The organism is Micrococcus sp. HOU01 (genome assembly GCF_035609305.1).
GTDB lineage: Bacteria > Actinomycetota > Actinomycetes > Actinomycetales > Micrococcaceae > Micrococcus > Micrococcus luteus.
This window is the reverse complement of sequence record NZ_CP141211.1, coordinates 768,012-788,266: the sequence shown is the minus strand read 5'-3', so window position 1 is coordinate 788,266 and position 20,255 is coordinate 768,012. Positions and strand designations below refer to the sequence as shown.

At 74.2% G+C, this 20,255-nt stretch carries 17 protein-coding genes and 1 tRNA gene; 6 read left to right on the top strand and 12 right to left on the bottom strand.

Annotation, left to right across the window (positions count from 1 at the left end; all coding sequences use genetic code 11):
• Positions 1 to 2: 2 nt before the first annotated feature.
• Positions 3 to 84, bottom strand: a tRNA-Tyr gene (locus SOY78_RS03650).
• A gap of 208 nt (positions 85 to 292) precedes the next feature.
• Here SOY78_RS03650 and SOY78_RS03645 point away from each other — a divergent pair.
• The gene (locus tag SOY78_RS03645; RefSeq protein WP_210078972.1) at positions 293 to 781 is read left to right on the top strand and encodes a YajQ family cyclic di-GMP-binding protein; all 489 of its coding nucleotides are present in this window, start codon (positions 293 to 295) and stop codon (positions 779 to 781) included.
• Between the two features lie 40 nt (positions 782 to 821).
• Entirely contained in the window at positions 822 to 1,325 is a 504-nt protein-coding gene (locus tag SOY78_RS03640; protein ID WP_324701812.1) for a hypothetical protein, read from the top strand.
• A gap of 198 nt (positions 1,326 to 1,523) precedes the next feature.
• Here the strand turns inward: SOY78_RS03640 and SOY78_RS03635 are convergent, their stop codons facing one another.
• Positions 1,524 to 2,819: an MFS transporter gene (locus SOY78_RS03635; RefSeq protein WP_324701811.1), complete on the bottom strand. Its 1,296-nt coding sequence runs from the start codon at positions 2,817 to 2,819 to the stop codon at positions 1,524 to 1,526.
• Positions 2,820 to 2,860: 41 nt separating this feature from the next.
• Positions 2,861 to 4,279, bottom strand: a complete 1,419-nt coding sequence (locus tag SOY78_RS03630) for an FAD-dependent oxidoreductase (RefSeq protein ID WP_324701810.1) — start codon at positions 4,277 to 4,279, stop codon at positions 2,861 to 2,863.
• A gap of 142 nt (positions 4,280 to 4,421) precedes the next feature.
• Between SOY78_RS03630 and rarD the strand changes: the two genes are divergently transcribed.
• The 3 genes from rarD to SOY78_RS03615 are packed head-to-tail and all read left to right on the top strand — an operon-like array spanning position 4,422 to position 6,439.
• Entirely contained in the window at positions 4,422 to 5,441 is a 1,020-nt protein-coding gene (gene rarD, locus SOY78_RS03625; RefSeq protein WP_324701923.1) for an EamA family transporter RarD, read from the top strand.
• Between the two features lie 9 nt (positions 5,442 to 5,450).
• Positions 5,451 to 5,945 (top strand): hypothetical protein, encoded by a 495-nt coding sequence (locus SOY78_RS03620; RefSeq protein WP_036337079.1) that lies wholly within the window; start codon positions 5,451 to 5,453, stop codon positions 5,943 to 5,945.
• Positions 5,942 to 6,439, top strand: coding sequence for an HIT family protein (locus tag SOY78_RS03615; RefSeq protein WP_145951051.1), 498 nt, complete (start codon positions 5,942 to 5,944; stop codon positions 6,437 to 6,439). Before SOY78_RS03620 ends, SOY78_RS03615 begins: the two co-directional genes overlap by 4 nt.
• A 43-nt stretch (positions 6,440 to 6,482) precedes the next feature.
• On the opposite strand, the gene SOY78_RS03610 is transcribed toward SOY78_RS03615, so the two are convergent.
• From SOY78_RS03610 to SOY78_RS03585, 6 genes are all read right to left on the bottom strand, one after another.
• Positions 6,483 to 7,547 carry a polyprenyl synthetase family protein gene (locus SOY78_RS03610; protein ID WP_324701809.1) on the bottom strand — a complete coding sequence of 355 codons (1,065 nt, stop codon included), beginning with the start codon at positions 7,545 to 7,547 and terminating at the stop codon, positions 6,483 to 6,485.
• Entirely contained in the window at positions 7,544 to 8,944 is a 1,401-nt protein-coding gene (locus SOY78_RS03605) for a geranylgeranyl reductase family protein (RefSeq protein ID WP_036318070.1), read from the bottom strand. The genes SOY78_RS03610 and SOY78_RS03605 overlap by 4 nt, the downstream gene beginning before the upstream one ends.
• On the bottom strand, positions 8,941 to 10,881 hold the full coding sequence (menD, locus tag SOY78_RS03600) for a 2-succinyl-5-enolpyruvyl-6-hydroxy-3-cyclohexene-1-carboxylic-acid synthase (protein WP_324701808.1): 1,941 nt from the start codon (positions 10,879 to 10,881) through the stop codon (positions 8,941 to 8,943). Before menD ends, SOY78_RS03605 begins: the two co-directional genes overlap by 4 nt.
• A gap of 116 nt (positions 10,882 to 10,997) precedes the next feature.
• On the bottom strand, positions 10,998 to 13,139 hold the full coding sequence (locus SOY78_RS03595; protein WP_134415773.1) for a PhoX family protein: 2,142 nt from the start codon (positions 13,137 to 13,139) through the stop codon (positions 10,998 to 11,000).
• A 228-nt stretch (positions 13,140 to 13,367) separates the two neighbouring features.
• Positions 13,368 to 14,441, bottom strand: a complete 1,074-nt coding sequence (locus tag SOY78_RS03590; RefSeq protein WP_210078979.1) for an o-succinylbenzoate synthase — start codon at positions 14,439 to 14,441, stop codon at positions 13,368 to 13,370.
• Positions 14,442 to 14,521: 80 nt separating this feature from the next.
• A complete protein-coding gene (locus SOY78_RS03585) occupies positions 14,522 to 15,136 on the bottom strand; it encodes a hypothetical protein (protein ID WP_324701807.1) in 615 nt (204 codons plus the stop codon).
• A gap of 183 nt (positions 15,137 to 15,319) precedes the next feature.
• Between SOY78_RS03585 and SOY78_RS03580 the strand changes: the two genes are divergently transcribed.
• Positions 15,320 to 16,180 (top strand): phosphatase PAP2 family protein, encoded by an 861-nt coding sequence (locus tag SOY78_RS03580; protein ID WP_041104931.1) that lies wholly within the window; start codon positions 15,320 to 15,322, stop codon positions 16,178 to 16,180.
• Positions 16,181 to 16,306: 126 nt separating this feature from the next.
• On the opposite strand, the gene SOY78_RS03575 is transcribed toward SOY78_RS03580, so the two are convergent.
• The 3 genes from SOY78_RS03575 to SOY78_RS03565 are packed head-to-tail and all read right to left on the bottom strand — an operon-like array spanning position 16,307 to position 20,075.
• A complete protein-coding gene (locus SOY78_RS03575; RefSeq protein ID WP_134415777.1) occupies positions 16,307 to 17,794 on the bottom strand; it encodes a dihydrolipoamide acetyltransferase family protein in 1,488 nt (495 codons plus the stop codon).
• Positions 17,791 to 18,870 carry an alpha-ketoacid dehydrogenase subunit beta gene (locus tag SOY78_RS03570; RefSeq protein WP_269295314.1) on the bottom strand — a complete coding sequence of 360 codons (1,080 nt, stop codon included), beginning with the start codon at positions 18,868 to 18,870 and terminating at the stop codon, positions 17,791 to 17,793. The genes SOY78_RS03575 and SOY78_RS03570 overlap by 4 nt, the downstream gene beginning before the upstream one ends.
• Before the next feature lie 2 nt (positions 18,871 to 18,872).
• Positions 18,873 to 20,075, bottom strand: a complete 1,203-nt coding sequence (locus SOY78_RS03565; RefSeq protein WP_324701806.1) for a thiamine pyrophosphate-dependent enzyme — start codon at positions 20,073 to 20,075, stop codon at positions 18,873 to 18,875.
• Between the last annotated feature and the right edge of the window lie 180 nt (positions 20,076 to 20,255).

Here is a 20,255-nt window from a genome sequence, read left to right as displayed (position 1 = left end):
GGTGGCAGATACTGGATTCGAACCAGTGAAGGCAGTGCCAGCTGATTTACAGTCAGCCCCCTTTGGCCGCTCGGGAAATCTGCCCTGCCACCCGGCGGCTGCCGGACGTCTCGAGGACGACCGCACCGGTCGGGCGAGAGTCCACTGTACAGCATCTCCGCGCCACGCCGCCAATCGACCCGGGACCGCGTCCGTCGTCCCCGGTAGGCTGGCCCGCAGAGCGCCCGCGCGGCCCGTCAGTGGCCGTCGTCGACGGGCGCACCCCGTCCGCAGACCCTGAAGGAGAGCACCCGTGGCCAGCGATTCCACGTTCGACGTCGTCAGCAAGGTGGACAGCCAGGAGGTGTCCAACGCCCTGAACCAGGCGCAGAAGGAGATCGCCCAGCGCTACGACTTCAAGGGCGTCGGCGCCGAGATCGACTTCTCCGGCGAGAAGATCCTCATGAAGGCCTCCTCCGAGGAGCGCGTCAAGGCCGTCAAGGACGTGTTCGAGTCCAAGCTCGTCAAGCGCGGCATCTCCCTCAAGTCCCTCGACGCCGGCGCCCCGTTCGCCTCCGGCAAGGAGTACCGCATCGAGGCGGCCATGAAGGAGGGCATCGACCAGCCCACCGCGAAGAAGATCACCAAGCTGATCCGCGACGAGGGCCCCAAGTCCGTCAAGGCCCAGATCCAGGGGGACGAGCTGCGCGTGTCCTCCAAGTCCCGCGACGACCTGCAGTCGGTCATCGCGATGCTCAAGGACTTCGAGGACGCGGACCTGCAGTTCGTGAACTTCCGCTGATCCGCACGCCGTCTCCCCTCCGAGCCCACCAGGAGTCCCCATGCTGTACCTGATCGACCCTCGCGGGGCCGTGTGGTCCGCCGACACCACGATCGGCCGGGCGCGGGCCCGGGCCCGCGTGGACGGCCGCCCGGTCGACGACCTGAAGTTCACCAAGGCCGCCATGCTCCTGACCTTCGACAACCATGTGGACCTCGCGCTGCGCCACGGCGTCGCCGCCCCGCGCGGCCTCCTCCTCGACCACGGGTTCGTGGCCCAGGTGCTCGCCCCCGCGAACCTGAAGGCCCAGCGCGCCAACCAGGACGCGATCGCCGAGCAGCTCGCGGTGGTGGAGCGTCGCACGGAGGACGTCGGATCGCTGCGCTCCCACCGGCACGCGGCCGCCTACGAGGGCGCGGACCAGGATCTGGAGCGCCGCATCACGAAGGCGGAGGAGGCGGCCCGCGAGACGCTCCAGGCGGCCCCGGACGAGGACCTCGTCCGCCATTGGACGCGCCTGGGCGGCGCGGTGCCGGCCACGCTCCAGGCCGACCGCGACCGCTGACCCGCCGGCCGCCGTCGTCGTGGTGCCTCCCGCGGACGGCGGCGCAGGCCGCCGCGAGCCAGACGTTTCGGCGGTCTCGCGGCCCGATCTGCAGCAGAATCATCTGGCTCACGAGCAGAAACGTCTGGCTCGGTGCCTCTCGGCGCTCGTTGGCTCGCAGCCTCCCGCCTCGTCACCGCCACGGAACCCCGCGCCCGCTCAGGGCGTGGGGTTCCGTGCGTCGTAGCGCAGGAAGCCGGGCTGCCACCGCATCAGCGCGCTCACGCCGAGCATGCACAGCACACCGCCGGCCAGCAGGGTCGGCCCCTCCCCCAGGCCCACGGAGGCGCCGCCGGTGAGCAGCTCGCCCAGGCGCGGCCCGCCCGCCGCCACGACGACGAACACGCCCTGCAGCCGGCCGCGCAGGTGGTCCGGGGTCGCGGACTGCAGGATCGAGCCGCGGAAGACGCCGGAGAGCGAGTCCGCGGCCCCGCCCACCGCCATGCACAGCGCGGCGAGGGCGAACGCGAGCGTGAGGCGGGGATCGCCGTCGGGCAGGGACTGCGCCCACCACACCACGCCGCCGAACGCGGCCACCGCCGCGCCCCACACGAGGATCGAGACGTACACGCCCCAGCCCTGCGCATGCAGGCGTGTGAACGGCGCGGAGAACAGCCCCGCGAGGAACGCGCCCGCCGCCATCGCGGCCAGCAGCACCCCGACGGCGGCCTCACCGCCGCCGAGCACCACGGCGCCGATGGCGGGCAGCAGGGCGCGCGGGAACGCCGTCGTCATGGCCACGATGTCCGCCAGGAAGGTCATCCGCAGGTTCGGTCGCGAGCCGAGGAAGCGCAGGCCCTCGACCACCGAGGCCAGGCCCCAGCGCGCCCCCGAGGCGGGCGCGGCCTCGCCCCGCTGCGGCGGCAGGGACGGCAGCCGCCACACGGCGTACAGGGCGGCGAGGAAGGTGACGACGTCGATCGAGTAGGTCCACGCGTAGCCGACCGCCGCCACGAGCACGCCGCCCAGCACGGGGCCGACCATCAGGGCCACGGAGAACGTCATCATGTTCAGCGCGTTCGCCGCCGGCACGAGCGGCAGGCCCACGAGCGCGGGGATGATCGCGCCGCGGGTGGGCTGGTTGATGCCGGACGCGCCGGAGTGCAGGGCCACGAGGGCGTACAGCACCGGCACCGACTCGAGCCCGGCCCAGGCCTGCGCGGCGATGCCGACCGTGGTCAGCCACATGACGGCCGACGAGGTCAGTGCGACGCGGCGGCGGTCGTGCCGGTCCGCGATCGCGCCGCCGTACAGGCCCGCGACCACGAGCGGCACGAGCGCGGCGAGGCCGAGCAGGCCCACCGCGAACGAGGAGCCGGTCAGGGCGAACACCTCGAGGGACACCGCCACGAGCGTGAGCTGCGTGCCCACGTACGCGAGCGTGTTGCCGAGCCACAGCCGCCGGTAGGCGGGTGAGACCCGCAGCGGGGTGATGTCGACGAGGAGGCGGGCCACCCCGGAAGCCTAGCGCCGGGGCGGCCAGGGCCCGCCCCGGATCAGACGGTCGGGACGGAGGCCCCGTCGCGGGAGATGCGGGTCATCTCCTCCCGGTCCACGACCTTCACCCGCTCCCGCGCCACCGGACCGGCCTCCGTGGCCCGCGCACCCAGGGACTTCTCATGGTCATCCAGAGCATGCCAACCAGCCCACGTCGTGTACGGCACCTCACGGGACTCGAGCAGCTCGATCACCGACTCCTCCGACGGCTCCTGAGCCCTCCACAGCCCCGGCTCGTCCTCGATCAGATGCTTGATCGTCTCCAGAGAGTCACCCTTCGTGTGCCCGATCAACCCCACCGGACCCCGCTTGATCCACCCCGAGGCATACAGCCCCGGCACCGGAGCGCCATCCGCGTCCAGCACACGACCCTCCGCGTTCGGGATCACCCCGCGCACCTCATCGAACTCCACCCCCTCCACCGGGGACCCGAAATACCCCACCGCCCGGTAGACCGCCTGCACCGGGTAGTCCACGGTCTCCCCCGTCGGGCGGACCCCACCGGAACCGTCCAACTCCATCCGGCGCATCCGCAGACCGTCCACCCGGCCGTCCCCGTCCTCGTCCAGGAACTGCTCCGGGGCCTGCAGGAAATGCAGATGCAGCCGACGCGAGGCGCTCTGCTGACGATCCTCCTGCTCCATCAGCCAGTTCGTCAGCGTCCCGACCATGGTGCGGACCTGGTTGTTCTCCTCGATCGCCTTCTCCGAGGCCGCATCGAAGTCGAAGTCCTCCTCGTACAACACGATGTCCACATCCCGGGAATGCGCCAGCTCCCGCAGCTCCAACGGGGTGAACTTCACCTGCGCCGGCCCACGCCGACCGAACACGTGCACATCCGTGACCGGCGAGGCGGCCAGGTCCCGGTACACGTTGTCCGGGATCTCGGTGGGCAACAGGTCCTCGGCATGCTTGGACAGGATCCGGGCCACATCCAGGGCCACGTTCCCGTTGCCGATCACCGCCACCTGCGTGGCCTCCAACGGCCAATGCCGCGGCACATCCGGGTGCCCGTCATACCAGGACGCGAAGTCCGCGCCACCGAACGAGCCGGCCAACTCCACCCCGGGCACGTCCAGGGCCGCGTCCCGCACAGCCCCGGTGGAGAACACGATCGCGTCGTAATGCCGACGCAGATCCGCCAGGCTCAGGTCCGTGCCGTAGTCCACGTTGCCCAGGAAACGGATGTCGCCGCGGTCCATGACCTTGTGCAGGGCGGTGACGATGCCCTTGATGCGCGGATGGTCCGGGGCCACCCCGTAACGGATCAGACCGAACGGGGCCGGGTACCGGTCGAACAGGTCGATGCTGACACGGAAGTCCCGCTCCTCCTTGGTCAGGATGTCCGCCGTGTACACCCCGGCGGGTCCGGCACCGATGATGGCGATGCGCAACGGGCGGTCAGGGCGAACGGTCACGGCGGGTGGGTCCTTTTCGACGACGGCGGGGCGCGCCGGCAGGACGCAGGGCGGGGCCCGGCGCCGGCGCGCGGGATCGACCCCCCAGTCTACCGCCGTGACCGGGAGGAACCTGGGTGAGAGTGCTCACCCGGACCGTACAGTGGTCCGCGTGAGCCCCTCCTCCCCCGCTGCCCGGCCCGGCGCGACCCCCGACGGCGCCGCCCCCGACACCGGTGCCCTGCCCACCGTCTCCCCTGCCCCGGACGACAACCCGCGCGGGCTGGCCCTAGGCTTCACCGCCTACTTCGTGTGGGGCCTGCTGCCGCTCTACATGGCGATGCTCGCGCCCGCCGGGACCCTGGAGATCGTGGTGGTGCGCATCGGCTTCGCCCTGATCTTCTGCCTGCTGCTGCTGACCGTGATGCGCCGCCTGCGCGAGCTGGGGACGGCGCTGGCCACGCCCGGCCGCTGGGGCACCACGGGTCTGGCCGCCGGGATCATCGCGGTGAACTGGCTGCTGTACGCGGTCTCGGTCACCACGGGCAACGTGCTCCAGGCCTCGCTGGGCTACTTCATGAACCCGCTGGTGAACGTCCTGCTCGGCGTGCTCTTCCTCGGGGAGCGGCTGCGGCGGGGCCAGTGGGTGGCCGTCGGGATCGCGGTGGCCGCCGTCGTCGTGATGTCCGCGGCGATGGGGCAGGTGCCGTGGATCGCGCTCGGGCTGGCCACCTCGTTCGGGCTCTACGGCTTCGTGAAGAAGCGCTTCCCCTCCCCCGTGCACGCAGTGACCGCGATGACCGCCGAGACCGTGGTGCTGATCCCCGTGTTCGTGGTGGGCAGCGTGCTGCTGGCGCAGGCCGGGCTGCTCACCACGGTCACCGAGGGGCCCGGCCACTTCTGGCTCATGGCCGGGCTCGGCGTGCTCACCGCCGTTCCGCTCATCCTGTTCTCGGCGGCGGCCCGCTCCCTGACGCTGACCACGCTCGGGATGCTGCAGTACACGGCGCCCATCCTGCAGTTCCTCGTGGCGGTCACGGTGCTCGGCGAGCAGATGCCCGCGGCCCGCTGGGCGGGCTTCGGGCTGATCTGGCTGTCCCTGGCGGTGTTCACCGTGGACCAGCTGAACGCCTCCCGCCTGCAGCGTCGGGCGGTCCGGGCCGGGCGGGGCGCGCACGCCTAGACTGACGACATGCCCGCCAAGCCCCCCGCCCCCGTGTACCTCCCGGCCTTCCAGCGGCTCGTCCCGGACCTGCTGGGCGACGCCTGGGCCGAGGACGACGGCCTCTCCCCGGCCGACGTCGACGCCCGACTGGCCCAGTCCCCCGCGGCGGAGCAGCTCGGTGCCGGGCTCATGATCCCGGCCGCCCTGCGCGAGTTCTACCTCGCCCTGGGCAACTGCGGCGACCTCATGGAGACGGACCACTACGTGTGGGACCCCGAGGACCTCGAGGTGCGGGACGGCTTCCTCATGTTCCTGGAGGACGCGGACGAGACGGTCGTGTGGGGCCTGCCGGTGGACAACCTGGCGCTGCCGGACCCGCTGGTGTGGCGGCGCTCCGCCGGTGCCGACGCGCCCGAGGGCGAGTGGCAGGACGAGGGCGGCACCTTCAGCGAGTTCCTGACGGACCTGCTCGCGTGGACCTTCGAGGACCCCGAGGACGACGGCGAGGGGCTGGACCGATGACCACGCCCGCCCCGGTCTCCCACGCCCCGGACGACTACGTCTGCCCGTTCTGCGGGCTCGTGGCCGGCGACGTCTCCGACCCGGGCAACCGCTGCGAGCTCGGGGACACCGTCTACCAGGACGAGGACCTGCTCGTGCTGATCGCCGTGGACGGGTTCGGCGACCACGAGGGCCACGCCATGGTCTGCCCGGCCGAGCACTACGAGAACCTCTACGACCTGCCCCCGCGCGTGCTGCAGCGCATCGCCCTGATGGCCCAGCAGGTGGCGCTGGCCATGAAGCGCGCGTGGGCCCCGGACGGGGTCTCCACGCGCCAGCACAACGAGCCCGCCGGCAACCAGCACGTGTGGCACTACCACCTGCACGTGTTCCCCCGCTTCGAGGAGGACATGCTCTACCGGCAGCTGCGCCACCCGGTGGCCCCGGAGGTCCGCGCCGGCAAGGCGCGGGAGCTCGCGGCCGCGCTGGACCCCGCCCCGACCCGCCTGGACTGAGCGGCCGCCCCGGATCGAGGCGGCGACGCCGCCGACCGCGGCGTCAGGCCGAGCGCCCGACCACGTAGTCGGCGAACGCCTCGAGCGCCGCCTTCACGGCGGAGTCCGGCAGCGGGGCGAGCGCCTGCTTGGCCTGCTCCGCCCAGCCGCGGGTGATCGCCCACGCCTCGTCGATGGCGGGGTGGCCCGTGAGCGCGGCGACGGCGGCGGCCAGCTGCTCGTCGGTGTCGAGCGGCCCGTCCACGAGCGCGCGCACCCGGCGGGCGTCCTCGGCCTCCGGCCCCTCGCCCTGCGCGGCGCGGGCCAGCAGCAGCGTGGTCAGGGTGGGCACGCGCTCGCGCAGGTCCGTGCCGGGGACCTTGCCGATCCGCTCGGCGTCGCCGGTGAGGTCGATCAGGTCGTCGGCGAGCTGGAAGGCCAGGCCCACCTTCTCGCCGTATGCGCGCATCACCTGGACGGCGGCCTCGTCGGCCCCGCCCAGCAGCGCGCCGAGCATGCCCGCCGCGGCGATCAGCGAGCCGGTCTTGCCGGAGAGCACCGCGTAGTAGTGCTCGATCGGATCCGCGCCCTCGGCCGGGCCGCGGGTCTCCCACAGCTGGCCCTGCACGAGGCGTTCGAAGGTGTCCGCCTGGATCTGCACGGGCCGCGGGCCGAGCTCGGCCATGAGCTGGGAGGCGCGGGCGAAGATCAGGTCGCCGGCCAGGATCGCCGCCGAGTTTCCCCACAGTCGGTGGGCGGCGGGGGCGCCGCGGCGCACGGGGGCCTCGTCCATCACGTCGTCGTGGTACAGCGTGGCCAGGTGCGTCAGCTCCATCACGACGGCGGCCTGGCGGGCGGGCGCGTCCACGTCGGCGACCTCGCCGGAGGCCAGGGCGGGGTCGCCCAGGAGGGAGGCGAGCACCGTCAGGACCGGACGGACCCGCTTGCCGCCGGCGGCCAGCAGGTGGTGGGCGGCGGTGTCGGAGAAGAGGTTGTCGAAGCCGAGGGCGCTGTCCAGCTGCTCCTCGACCTGCTCGAGCGCGGTCAGCACGACCTCCAGGACACGGCCGTGCTCGGCGAGGGGTTCGAAGCCGGAGGGCAGGGCGAAGCCGGGGTCTGCGGTGGTCACCGGGCAAGCCTACCCAACGGCGCGCCGCCCGCGGTCGTCAGCGCGGGGGTGAGCGCCTCGAGCACGCGGACGGCCCGGTCGACGGCGTCGCCGCCCCGCGCGTCCACCGTGTTGCCCATGACCTTCACCGCGGCCCGCAGCAGCGGGGGTGCGGCCATCCCGGCGCCCAGCGCCGCCTTCATCACGCGCGGATCGCCGATCAGGCGGGCGAACCGGGCGCCGAGGGCGAAGTGGCGGCCCCACAGGTGCTGGGTGATCACCGGGTAACGGGACAGGATCGCGTCCGCGGCGCCGTCGGTCCCGGCCGCGTGCGCCTGCACCGCCAGCTCCGCGGCGAGGCGGGCCGCCTCCATCGCGAACCCGATGCCCTCGCCGTTGAACGGGGACACCATGCCGGCCGCGTCGCCCACCAGGAGCATGCCCGGCACGTGCTGCGGGGTGCGGTTGAACGCCATCGGCAGGGCCGCGCCGAGGATCCGCGAGGTGCGCGTCTGCTCGGCGATCCCCCAGTCCGCGGTGAGCGCCCCGGTCCAGGACTTCAGCAGCCCGCGGTAGTCCAGCTTCCCGAACTGCGGGGAGGTGTCCAGGATGCCCAGGCCCACGTTCACGGTGCCGTCCGCGAGCGGGAACAGCCAGCCGTAGCCGGGCAGCGGGTTGCCCTCGGCATCCGGCAGGCGCAGCCAGGACTCCATCCACTCCCCCCGGTCGCCGGGCGGGGCGGGGATCGCCCCGTCGACGGCGGCGCCGGCGGTGTAGTAGGCCCGCACGGCCACGCCCATGGGCCGGTCCTCGCGGCGGTGCAGGCCCGCGGAGACGGCGGCGCGGGCGGAGACGCCGTCGCACGCGAGCACGATCGGTGCGGTGAAGCGGGCGGTCTCCCCGGTCTTGCGGCCGTTCGGCGCGATCAGCTCCGCGTCCAGCCCGACCACGCGTCCGGCCTCGTCCCGCACGACGCCGGTGACGGCGTGCCGCTCGCGGACCTCGGCGCCGCGGGTGCGCGCCAGGTCCGCCAGGAGGGCGTCGAAATCGCGTCGGGTGCGCGTGAGCGCGTAGTCCGGCCAGGTCTGGGTGGGCGCCCACGGCACGTCCACGCTGCGCTCGCCCGCGCGCAGCCGCAGGCCGCGGATGACGCGCCAGCCGCCGTCGTCGCCGGGCTCACCCCGGTGGGGCACGCCGAGCAGCTGCAGCTCCCGGACCGCCTGCGGGGTCAGGCCGTCGCCGCAGACCTTCTCACGCGGGTGCGCGGTCTTCTCGAGCACCACCACGTCCAGCCCCGCCGCGGCGAGGTGGGCGGCGGCGGTGGCGCCGGCGGGGCCGCAGCCGGAGATCAGCACGTCGGCACGGCGCACGACGGCGGGGGTCGAGGCGGGCGCGGGCGACGTCGGCGTGCCGGTCACTGGGGGGCCTCCTCGGCGGCGAGCTCGGCGGTGGGCGGGGCGGGGGCCGGGCAGGCGTCCGGCGCGGGGTCCGGGACGGGGCACGCGGGCGGGAACGTGGCGCGCACCGCCGCGGCCAGGGCGGCGGCGACGCGCGGGCGGTCGGCGCGGTCGCAGCGGACCTCGAGCAGACGCCGGCCGCGCACCGGGTCGGACAGGGCCCGGACGAGGTCGACGCGGTCGGTGACCCGCGTGTGCGGGACGCCGTACGCGGCGGCCAGGGCGGCCAGGTCCACGCCGTGCGGGGTGCCGAAGAGCCGTTCGATGGGGTCCGCCATGCCGGGCGCCTCGGCCACGGCCCCGTGTTCGAGGCTCGCGAAGATCGCCCCGCCGTCGTCGTTGACGACCACGAGGTCGAGGTCCGGCTCGGTCTCGGTGGGGCCCACGAGCAGGCCGCCCGCCTCGTGCAGGGCGGTGAGGTCGCCGAGCAGGGCCACGGTCCGCCGTCCGCGCGCCAGTGCGACGCCCGCGGCCGTGGAGACGGTCCCGTCGATCCCGGCGAGCCCGCGGTTGGCGTACACCTCCGCGTCCGGCGCCGAGGGGGGCCGCCAGGTCAGGTCCACGTCCCGGATCACCGAGGACGAGCCCAGCACGAGCGGACCCCGGACCATGGCGGCGCTCACGTGCGCCACCGTCTGCGGGCTGAGCCGGTCGCCGGCGTCGGTGGTGACGAGCACGTCCTCCACGGCGGCCTGGGCGCGCATCGAGGCGTGCTGCCACGCGGCGAGCCAGCCGGGCTCGCCCTGCCCGGCGAAGGCGGCGAGCTCCTCGAGGGTCTCCACGGGCGTCTCCCGGCGCCGGCCCGGCTCGAACCACGGTGCGGGCTCGGGGGCGTGCAGGGCCGTGGCGACGTCGGGGCGGGCCAGCAGCGCGTTGACCGTCCGGGTGAGCGTGGGCCGGCCGAACAGCACGACCCGTTCGATGCGGGCGGCCAGGGGGTGTGCGTCCGCGTCGCGCCCGCCGGCCGCGCCCAGCAGGAGCGGGTACGCGGCGATGGCGTTGGCGGAGAACCGCGCGTTCGAGGACGGCTCGGCCAGCAGGGGCAGGCCCAGGGACAGCGCGAAGGCCGCGGCCGCGGGGCCGGCACCGTGGCAGGCCAGCACGACGGTGCGCCGCTGGTCCAGGCGGGCGACGTCCAGCTCGGGCAGCCCCGAGAGCACCGCCCCGGGCGCCCGGTAGGCCGACGCGGCGGCGGCCGGGCTCGCGCCGGTCGGGGCGACGGCCGGAGCAGGGGTGTGCGGCGCCGCGGCGGCGGCGCCCATGGCGGCCGCCTCCTCAGGGCTCGGCACGAGCGGGTCGCGGAAGTGCAGGTTCAGGTGGACGGGTCCGGCCGGGGCCTCGGCCATCGTCACCGGACCGGGCGCGCCGTCGTCGGAACCGGTCTCGGCGACGACCCCCTCGGCCGCCAGCAGGGCCCGGCGCACGGTGGCCCGCACATGGCGCAGATGCTGCTCGGCGTCCACGCCGTCGGCCGCGTCGCAGCCGAGGGAGGCGGCATGGCGGACGTGCGTGCCGAACACGTCCCTCTGGTCCGTGGTCTGGTTCGCGCCGGTGCCGTGCAGCTCGGGCGGACGATCCGCGGTCAGCGCGATCACGCGCGTGCCGGCGTGGAAGGACTCCATCAGGGCGGGCACCAGGTTCCCGACGGCGGTGCCCGACGTGGTCAGCACGCCCACCGGGCGCCCCGAGGCCAGCGAGAGCCCGTGGGCGAGGAAGCCGGCCGAGCGCTCGTCCACCCGCACGTGCAGGCGGACCTCGCCGGCGTGCTCGAGGGCCGCGAGCGCGTAGGCCAGCGGGGCGGAGCGGGAGCCGGGGCAGACCACCGCGTCCCGCATGCCGGCGTCGATCAGGGCGGTGGCGACGGCGCGCGCCACGGAGAGGGAGTCGACGGAGGTCATGGTGGCCACCAGTCTAGGCCCGGGCGCGGGCGGGCCCCGGACGCGGCGAGGCCGCCACGGTGACGCGGTGGCGCCGGCCGTGACGGCCTCGTCGAGGGTCCGCGCGGAGGCGGGGGTCAGCCCTTCGGGCCCTTGCCGTTGCCGTTGCCCTTGCCCTTGCCGTTGTTGCCCTTGCCCTTGTTGCCCTTCTCCTTGCCGGCGCCCTTGCCGATGCCGTTGTTCCCGGTGGCGTTGAACACCTGGACGACGCTCGGACGCGGGGCCGCGACCTTGTCGCCCACCTGGACCGGGCCGGTCGGGCTCAGGAAGTCCGGGAAGGAGGAGGTGTGCGCGCCCCAGGTGCCGTCCTCGCCCGGGTGCTGGACGTTGACGAACACGGAGTTGTCGCGGTCGTGGATCACGGGGCCGCAGGTCTCGGCGTCGCGCGGGACGGCGAGGAACTGCTGGACGCGGCCGCGCTCGGCGCCGTCGAGGGTGACCTTGTGCAGCGCGTCGGCGTAGCCGATGGTGCCGGGCTGGCCGTCGGTGGAGATCCAGAGGTTGCCCTCGGAGTCGAACGCCAGGTTGTCCGGGCAGGAGATCGGGGAGACCTTCTCCTTCGGGTAGCCGGCGAAGTAGGCCGAGGAGGAGACCGCCGGGTCGCCGGCGAGCAGCAGGATGACCCAGGTGAAGGCGGTGGAGGTGTGATCCCCGCCCTGCTCGGTGATCTCGATGACGTGGCCGTCGCGGTTGCCGATGACCGGGTTGGCCTCGTCCACGGCGGTGCGCTTGGTGTTGTTGGTCAGGGCCGCGTAGACCTTGCCGGTGACCGGGTTGGTCTCGACGTCCTCCGGGCGGTCCATCTTGGTGGCGCCCATCTTGTCTGCCGCGAGGCGGGTGTAGACGAGGACCTCGGCCAGGGACATGCCCGGGACGAAGGACGTCTTCTCGTCGGCCAGGGCGATCCACTCTCCGGAGCCGTCGAAGGCGCCGTCCGAGGGCAGGGTGCCCCTGCCGTCGATCTGGGCGGCCGGGGAGTCGCCGGAGAACCTGGCCACGTAGAGGGTGCCCTTGTCCATCAGGCGCATGTTGTGCTTCTTGTCGCCCTCGCGGACCTTCTCGGCCGAGACGAACTTGTACAGGTAGTCGTGGCGCTCGTCGTCGCCGGAGTAGACCACGGCGTGGCCGGACGGGGAGATCACGGCGGTGCCGGCCTCGTGCTTGAAGCGGCCCAGGAGGGTGTGCTTCACGGGCGTGGAGGTGGGGTCCTCGGGGTCGATCTCGACAACCCAGCCGAAGCGGTTGGCCTCGTTCTCGTAGCCGGGCTTGGTCAGGTCGAAGCGGTCGTGGACCTTCTCCCAGCCGCGGCGGGTGGCGGAGGTGGAGATGCCGTAGCGCTTCTCCTCGGCGGTGCCGCGGCCCTTGAAGTACTGGTTGAAGTTCTCCTCGCCGGAGAGCACGGTGCCCCACGGGGTGGTGCCGCCGGCGCAGTTGTTCAGGGTGCCCAGCACGCGGGTGCCGGTCGGGTCCTCGACGGTCGTGAGCAGCGCGTGGCCGGCGGCCGGGCCGCGGACCTCGAACTCGGTGGTGCCGGTGATGCGGCGGTTGCGGCGGCCGCCGCGGACGTACTCCCACTGGGCGCCGCGCTTGGCACGCTTGAGGTCCACGATGGACAGGCCGTGGGCCTGGAGGCCGACGTTGACGACGTCCTCGAAGTTCGAGGCGATGTACTCCGGGGAGAACATGATGTTCTCGTTGGTGTACTCGTGGTTGGAGACGAGGTAGCCGGAGCGGTCGTTGCCGCCGTCGGTGATGATGTTCAGGTAGTCGTTGTTGTAGCCGAACTGGGCGGCCTGCGACGCACCGGTCTGGTGCTCGATGTCGAACTCCGGGGAGTCGGCGAACAGCGGGTCGCCCCAGCGGATCACGGTGCCCCAGTCGTAGCCCTCCGGCACGGTCATGGTGTCCACGGTGCGGGTCACCGGGGCGATGGGCTCGAAGGGGAGCTTGCCGCCGCCGGTCGGGCGCCGGCCGTTGTCTGCGAGCGCCTCGGGGGCCTGGGCCACCTGGGAGCCGATGACGACGGCGGCGGCGAGGCCGGTGCCGCCGACCAGGGCGGAGCGGCGCGAGATGGCGGTCTCCGCGATCTGCTGGAAGGTCGGGTTCGCCGAGGTGTTGGGCACCGGGTGGGCGCACGCGTTGCCGCACTTGAGCTCGCACGTGACGGCGGAGCGGTTGCCACGGGTGTGGCCGGCCATGGGGAGGAGGCGCTTCAGCATGACGGGGTCCTTCGCGTCGTGGGGATGGTTCGGGGTCCGGTGCCGGGCCGGAGGCGACCCCGGGGGTGAGGCCGGCCGGGGCTGCCATCACCTTGGCCCCTCGCTCCGAGCGGCGAGCCACGCCCAGGTGGCCGCGAGTTGAACTCTTCCCGGCCGCCGGATTTCGTCCCGTTGACGTGCTGTAATCCGGCTCACATTCCCCGCGTCGACGGGGACCGGGCGGGCCCGTCAGCCCTGCGCGGCCAGCACCGCGTGGGCCGCGCGCAGGCGGTCGGCCCACCACGCCTGCCGCGCCCCGTCCGCCCGGACGCGGTCGAGCAGCTCCGGGTCGGGGGCGGGGGCCCGCTCCCCCGGTGCCGGGAGGGCCCCCGCGCGTGGGCGCCAGGCCGGGGCGACGACGTCGTGCTCGAAGAGGGCCGCGGTGCCGAGCCCGCATGCGTGCGGCAGGGACGGCAGGCAGGCGGCGAGCGCGGCGCCGCCGGCAATGCCCACGGAGGTGTCCAGCGCTGAGGAGACCACCGCGGGCAGCCCCGCGGCCGCCACGATCGCCGCGGCCCGGCGCACGCCCCCGAGCGGCTGGACCTTCACCACGATCAGGTCCGCGGCGCCGGCGGCCGCGACGGCGAGGGGGTCCTCGGCCTTGCGGACCGCCTCGTCCGCGGCGATCGGGGTGGGGACGCCCCGGGCGCGCAGCTCCGCGCGGACCTCCGCGAGGTCGGTGATGCCGGGCACGGGCTGCTCGGCGTACTCGAGGCCGACGTCGGCCAGCTCGGTGAGCACGTCCACGGCTTCGGCGGGCGTCCAGCCGGCATTGGCGTCGACGCGGACCTGCGCGTGGGGCAGCAGCGCGCGCACGCGCCGCACGCGGGCCAGGTCGGCCTCGCGGCCGCCGGGGACGAGCCCGCCCTCGGGGCCGTGTTCCGCCACCTTGACCTTGACCGCGGTGATGCCGTCGCCGTAGCGGGCCAGGACGGCCTCGACGTCGTCCGCGGCCACCGCGGGCACGGTGGCGTTGACGGGGACCGTCTCGCGGACCGGGGCGGGCCAGCCCTGCCAGCCGGCCTCGATCGCGGCGGCCAGCCACGCGGCGCACTCGTGCGGACCGTACTCCGGGAACGGGGAGAACTCGGCCCAGCCCGCCGGGCCGCGCAGCAGCAGGGCGTGGCGCAGGTCCGTGCCGCGGAACCTCACGCGCATCGGCAGGGCGACCGCGACGGCGTCGGCCAGCAGCTCCTCGACGCTCGGCAGGGCGGGACCGCCCGGCGCGCCGGGCAGCGGGGGCAGGGCGGGGGCGGTGCTCATGCGGCCAGTGTAGGAAGGGCGCTCGGCTCCCGTTCCGACGGGCGCCGGCGGGGTGGGACTGTCTGTGTCGGCGCCGACGCTCAGACGGCGCGGAGGTAGCCGAGGGCTCGGGCCAGGTCCACGGCGCGGTCGTGGGCGCCGAGCACCCCCTCCAGGCCGGCGACGACGGCGGCCGTCACCTCCTCGGTGAGATGCCAGTCGGCGGTGAACGGGTCGTCGAAGCGCGCCCACGCCGTGCCCACGGCCGCGAGCGCGCGGGTCATCTCGGTGAGGTCCCGGAAGACCGGTCGCGGCTCGTCCAGGCGGTCCTCCCAGCCCTCGTCTCCCGGGGCCATGAGCACCTGGCCGGTGGAGGCCGCGTGGATGAACGGGTCGGCGCCCTGCTTGGCCACCACGGTCCAGTCGTCGTTCCAGTCCACCAGCAGCGCACCGGTTCGGGGGTTCCACCGGTAGCCGGCCTGCTCGTCCCACAGGCGGTCCAGCGGGAAGAACATCACGGGCAGGCCGAGGGTGTCGATCTCCAGCCACTCCGGTCCCACGTAGCGGTAGAAGTCGGCCAGGTCCGGGGCGAGGGGCTCCTCGGCGGCCCACTCGATGGGCTCCTGCGGGCTGCAGCCGGCCGAAGGGGGCCAGGGCGTCCCGGGCGGCCAGCAGGTCCTCGGCCGAGAGACGGGGCCGGGGGCCCGGCTCGGCACCCGGGCCGGGGGCCGAGCCGGTGGAGTCGCGGAGGGCCGGGCGATGTCCGTGGGCGGGGGGCACGCGGGTCATGGCCCCAGGCTAGGCAGGCGGCTCAGAGGCGCGGAGGACGGGACGGCGACGGGGGCGTGACCGTCCGATGAAGCCTGCATGACGGCTGCGCGTCCGACACAATGGAACCCATGCCCCCCACCGCCCGCGCCCCCCGCCGCCTCCCCTCGTGGACGTGGTGGCTGGCGCTGGCCGCGTGCGTGGCCGGCGTCGTGCTGGTCTACGCCGCCCTGGTGTGGTCCTCCGCCGGCCAGGTGCTCGAGTACCAGGTGTTCCGCGCCGTCGAGGAGCGCTACGCGGACACCGTGCCGGACGTGACCTCCCAGGTGGTGCGGATCCTGCCGCTCGCGTTGGCGGTCGGCATGGCGCTGGCCTCGCTCGGCGCGCTCGCCGTGGCCCGGTGGCGGCGGCGGGGGCTGCTCGCCCTCCTCGTGCTGGCCGGGTCCAACCTCACCACGCAGCTGCTCAAGGCGGCGCTTCCGCGGCCCGAGCACGCCGACGGGGTCCCGTGGTCCGGCGGCAACTCACTGCCCTCGGGCCACATGACGCTCGCGACGGGCGCCGCGGTGGCCGCGCTGCTGCTCGTGCCCGCCCGGTGGCGACCTCTCACCACCGTCCTCGGCGCCGTGGTGAGCTCCTGCACCGGCGCCGTCGCCTACACGGAGGCCTGGCACCGGCCGTCGGACATGGCCGCCGCGGCGCTCGTTTCCGCCGCCTGGGGCCTGCTCGCCGTGCCGTTCGCCCGGTACGACGGCGCACCGCGGCCCGTACCGCGCGGCGCCCGCGGCGTGGAGGCCACGCTCTGGTCCCTGGGCGTCGCGGGCCTGGCGGCCGGGCTGACGCTGCTGGCCCTCACCCTCGACACCCCCGCGACCAGCGGCGCCGGCCCCCACCCGGCGGCCGAGCCGGCCGGGATCCTGCTCAGCGCCTCCCCCGCGGTCCTGCTGTGGGGCGCGCTCGGCACGGCCTTTCGCCGCGGCCGCGCGGACTGACCCCTCCCCGCACGCTCACCGCACCCCCACCACGCGACGAGCCCTGCGATGTGGCGGCCATCCGCGAGGTATGGCCGCCACATCGCAGGGCTCGTCCGGGGTCGGGGCGGGCGGGGATCGTCCGGATCAGATCCGGGCGAGGGCCGCCGTCGGGTCGTGGAGGCAGTCCGCCACGAACGTGAGGAACGCGCTCGCGGTGGCGCCGTCGGTGACGCGGTGGTCGAAGGTCACGGTCATCTCGGTGACCTTGCGGACCACGATCTCCCCGTCCACGACCCACGGGCGGTCGATGATCCGGCCGATGCCGAGCATCCCGGCCTCGGGCACGTTGATGATCGGCGTGGCGCCGTCCGTGCCCAGCGGGCCGTAGTTGTTCAGCGTGAACGTGCCGCGGGTGAGCTCGGCCGGGGCGGCCCTGCCCGCGCGGGCGCGGCTGACGGTGTCGTTGATCGCGGCGGTGAGCTCGTCCGCGGACAGCTTCTCCGCGTGCTCGACGGACGGCACCATGAGGCCGCGGTCGGTCTGCACGGCCAGGCCGAGGTGGACGCCGTCGACCTCCACGATCTCGTCCTGGCCGTCCGCCCCGGCCTCGATGCGCGCGTTCATCACCGGGTACCGGCGCAGGCCGGCCAGGGTGAAGCGGGCAATCAGGCCGAGCAGCGAGGGCGCGTTCTCCGGGTCCTTCGCCTTGAGCGCGGCCCGCAGCTCGAGCAGGGCGGTGACGTCGACGTCCAGCCACGCCGTGACCTCCGGGACCTCGCGGCGCGAGCGGGAGAGCTGGTCCGCGATCACCTTGCGCACCCCCGAGATCGGGGTGCGGGCGACGACGGCCAGGCCGGTCCGCCCGTCCACGGCGCCCGGCTGCGCGGTGGCCGCGGCCGCCGGGGCGGCGGCCGACGGGGCCGGGGTCGGGGCGGTCTGCGGCGCGGAGCCCTCGGCCGCGGCGAGCACGTCGGCGCGGGTGATCAGGCCGTCCGGGCCCGTGCCGGTCAGCGCGGCCACGTCCACGCCCTTCTCGCGGGCGAGCTTGCGGACGATCGGGGAGGTCACGCGCGGGGCGCCGGCCCCGGCCGTGGGGGCCGGTGTCGGGCGGGCGGCGCCGCGGCCGCGCTTGGACGGACGGCTGCGGGAGGTGGCCCTGTGGCCGGAGGTGCCGTAGCCGATGAGCACGGCGCCGGAGGCCTCGTCGTCGGAGCCGGCGACGTCGCCGTCGCCGCCGCGGGCCTTGTCCGGCTTCGGCTGGACGCCGGCCATCTCCTCCTCGCGGTAGCTCAGCGCGCCCGGGCGGGCGGCCTCGGCCGCCGCCGCACCGGTCGACGGCGGGACGGCGAGGGTCTCGGTGCCGGCGACGGGCGCGGAGCCCTCACCGGACTCGCCGGCCGCGCCGATGGTGATCAGCGGGCTGCCGACGTCCATGGTCTCGCCCTCGGCGCCGTGCAGGGTCAGCACGGTGCCGGCGTACGGGCTCGGCACCTCGACGAGGGCCTTGGCGGTCTCGACCTCGACCATGGGCTGGTCGACGGCCACGGTGTCGCCCTCGGCGACGAGCCAGCGGACGATGTCGGCCTCGGTCAGGCCCTCGCCCAGGTCGGGCAGCAGGAAGGTGTTGCTCATGCGCGGGCCTCCTCGGCGTCCAGGTCCCAGTTCAGGTCGTCGATCGCGTCCAGGTCCCAGTTCAGGTCGTCGATCGCGTCCAGGATGCGGTCGATGTTCGGCAGGTGGTGCTCCTCGAGCTTCGGCGCGGGGAACGGGATGTCGAAGCCGGTCACGCGGCCCACGGGCGCCGCCAGCGAGTGGAAGCAGCGCTGCTGGATCCGGGCCACCAGCTCGGAGGCCACGGACGCGAAGCCCTGCGGCTCGGCGACGACGACGGCGCGGCCGGTCTTGGCGACCGAGGCGGCCATCGTGTCCTCGTCCAGCGGGTTCACGGTGCGCAGGTCCACGACCTCCACCGAGAGCCCCTCCTCCGCGGCCGCGTGGGCGGCGGCGAGGCAGGTGGGGACGGAGGGGCCGTAGGAGACGAGGGTGACGTCCGTGCCCTCGCGGACGACGGCGGCGCGCGCCCAGGCCTCGCCGTGCTCCTTCTTGTCCTCGACGCGGGCCCAGCCCTCCTCGAACTCGGCGCGCAGCTGATCGAGGTCGAGCTCGGCCTTGGTCCAGTACATCTTCTTGGGCTCCATGAAGACCACCGGGTCGTCCAGGCGGATGGCCGAGCGCAGCATCATGTACGCGTCCTTCACCGAGGCCGGGGTGTACACCTTCAGGCCCGGGGTGTGCGCGTAGTAGGACTCGGAGGAGTCGCAGTGGTGCTCCACGCCGCCGATGCCGCCGCCGTAGGGGATGCGGATGGTGATCGGCATGGGCGTGGCGCCCTTGGTGCGGTTGCGCATCTTGGCCACGTGCGAGGCGATCTGCTCGAAGGCCGGGTACGCGAACGCGTCGAACTGCATCTCGATCACGGGGCGGGCGCCGCCGAGGGCCATGCCCACGGCCATGCCCGCGATGCCGGACTCGGCCAGCGGGGTGTCGAAGCAGCGCTCCTCGCCGAAGCGCGCGGTCAGCCCGTCCGTGATGCGGAAGACGCCGCCGAGGGTGCCGACGTCCTCGCCGAACACCACCACCATGTCGTCGGCGGCCATCTCGTCGGCCAGCGCCGCGTTGAGCGCGGCGGCGAAGGTCAGGGTCGCCATGCTCAGGCCTCCTGGTTCTCGGAACGGGACAGCTCCTCGGCCAGCTGCGCGCGCTGGGCCGCGAGCTGCGGGGTCTGCACGGAGTAGACGTGGTCGAACAGCTCGAGCGGATCGAGCTCCGTCTCGGCGTTCATGGCGTCACGCAGCTGCTGCGCGACGTCCTCGGCGTCGCGGGCGATCTGGGCCGAGACCTCCTCGGTGAGGACACCGGTGGACTCGAGGTAGGCGGTCATGCGGCGCAGCGGGTCGCGCGCCTCCCACTCCTTCACCTCGGCCTCGTCGCGGTAGCGCGAGGGGTTGTCCGTGTTGGTGTGCGCCTGCATGCGGTAGGTGTCCGCCTCCACGAGGAAGGGGCCCTGGCCCTGCCGGCACAGCTCCACGGCGCGGCCCAGCACGGCCAGCAGGGCGCCGAGGTCGTTGCCGTCCACGCGCTCGCCGGCCAGGCCGTAGCCCACGGCCTTGTGGGCCAGGGACGGGGCGGCCGACTGCTTGGCGAACGGCACGGAGATGGCGAACTTGTTGTTCTGCACGAAGAAGATCACCGGCAGCTTGAACACGGCCGCGAAGTTCAGCGCCTCGTGGAAGTCGCCCTCGGAGGTGCCGCCGTCGCCGACCATGGCCAGGCACACGACCTCCTCGCCGCGCAGGCGGGCGGCCTTGGCCATCCCGACGGCGTGCAGCATCTGGGTGGTCAGGGGCGTGGACTGGATGGAGACGTGGTGCTTCTGGGGGTCGTAGCCCTGATGCCAGGTGCCCTGGTAGGCCACCATCACCTCGAGCGGCGGGACGCCGCGGGCGATCACGGCCACGGTGTCGCGGTAGGTCGGGAACAGCCAGTCGTCCTCGCCCAGGCAGACGGCGGCGGCGACCTCGGAGGCCTCCTGGCCGTGCGAAGACGGGTAGACGGCCATGCGGCCCTGGCGCACCAGGGCGTAGGCCTGGTCGTTGACGCGGCGGCCGATGACGAGGTGGCGGTAGGCGGCCAGCAGCTCGTCGTCGGAGGGCAGGGGATACTCGTGGCCGGGCTCGGTGCCCTGCTCCTCCGGGGCCAGCAGGGTGCCGTCCTCGCCGATCAGCTGGATGCGGCGGGCGGCGGGGAGCAGGTACTCCTCGAGGGAGATGCCGAAGGCGGCGCCGGCGTTCGGGCGGGTCTCGGCCTCGTCGGTCCGGGCGGCCCCGGGCACGGCGGGGGTGGGGTCACTCATGGCGGGTCCTCTCGATCTGTGGCCTTCAGTGTGCCCAAGAGGGTCAATGTGTCGCGCGCTCACTCGGGATCACGAGACGATCCGGTGCAAATCAGGCACTCCATCGGACAAACTGCTATTGTGACTCGTGCCACGCAGACGGTCCGCCGCCGCGTGGCCGACCCCATCCGCCCCGCCCCA

Bases quoted from the DNA above. Each gene is read 5' to 3' on its own strand.
- SOY78_RS03640 (WP_324701812.1), top strand. From the start codon at position 822: ATGCTGTACCTGATCGACCCTCGCGGGGCCGTGTGGTCCGCCGACACC.
- SOY78_RS03620 (WP_036337079.1), top strand. From the start codon at position 5,451: ATGCCCGCCAAGCCCCCCGCCCCCGTGTACCTCCCGGCCTTCCAGCGG.
- SOY78_RS03615 (WP_145951051.1), top strand. From the start codon at position 5,942: ATGACCACGCCCGCCCCGGTCTCCCACGCCCCGGACGACTACGTCTGC.
- menD (WP_324701808.1), bottom strand. From the start codon at position 10,881: ATGACCTCCGTCGACTCCCTCTCCGTGGCGCGCGCCGTCGCCACCGCC.
- SOY78_RS03595 (WP_134415773.1), bottom strand. From the start codon at position 13,139: ATGCTGAAGCGCCTCCTCCCCATGGCCGGCCACACCCGTGGCAACCGC.
- SOY78_RS03590 (WP_210078979.1), bottom strand. From the start codon at position 14,441: ATGAGCACCGCCCCCGCCCTGCCCCCGCTGCCCGGCGCGCCGGGCGGT.
- SOY78_RS03580 (WP_041104931.1), top strand. From the start codon at position 15,320: ATGCCCCCCACCGCCCGCGCCCCCCGCCGCCTCCCCTCGTGGACGTGG.
- SOY78_RS03575 (WP_134415777.1), bottom strand. From the start codon at position 17,794: ATGAGCAACACCTTCCTGCTGCCCGACCTGGGCGAGGGCCTGACCGAG.
- SOY78_RS03570 (WP_269295314.1), bottom strand. From the start codon at position 18,870: ATGGCGACCCTGACCTTCGCCGCCGCGCTCAACGCGGCGCTGGCCGAC.
- SOY78_RS03565 (WP_324701806.1), bottom strand. From the start codon at position 20,075: ATGAGTGACCCCACCCCCGCCGTGCCCGGGGCCGCCCGGACCGACGAG.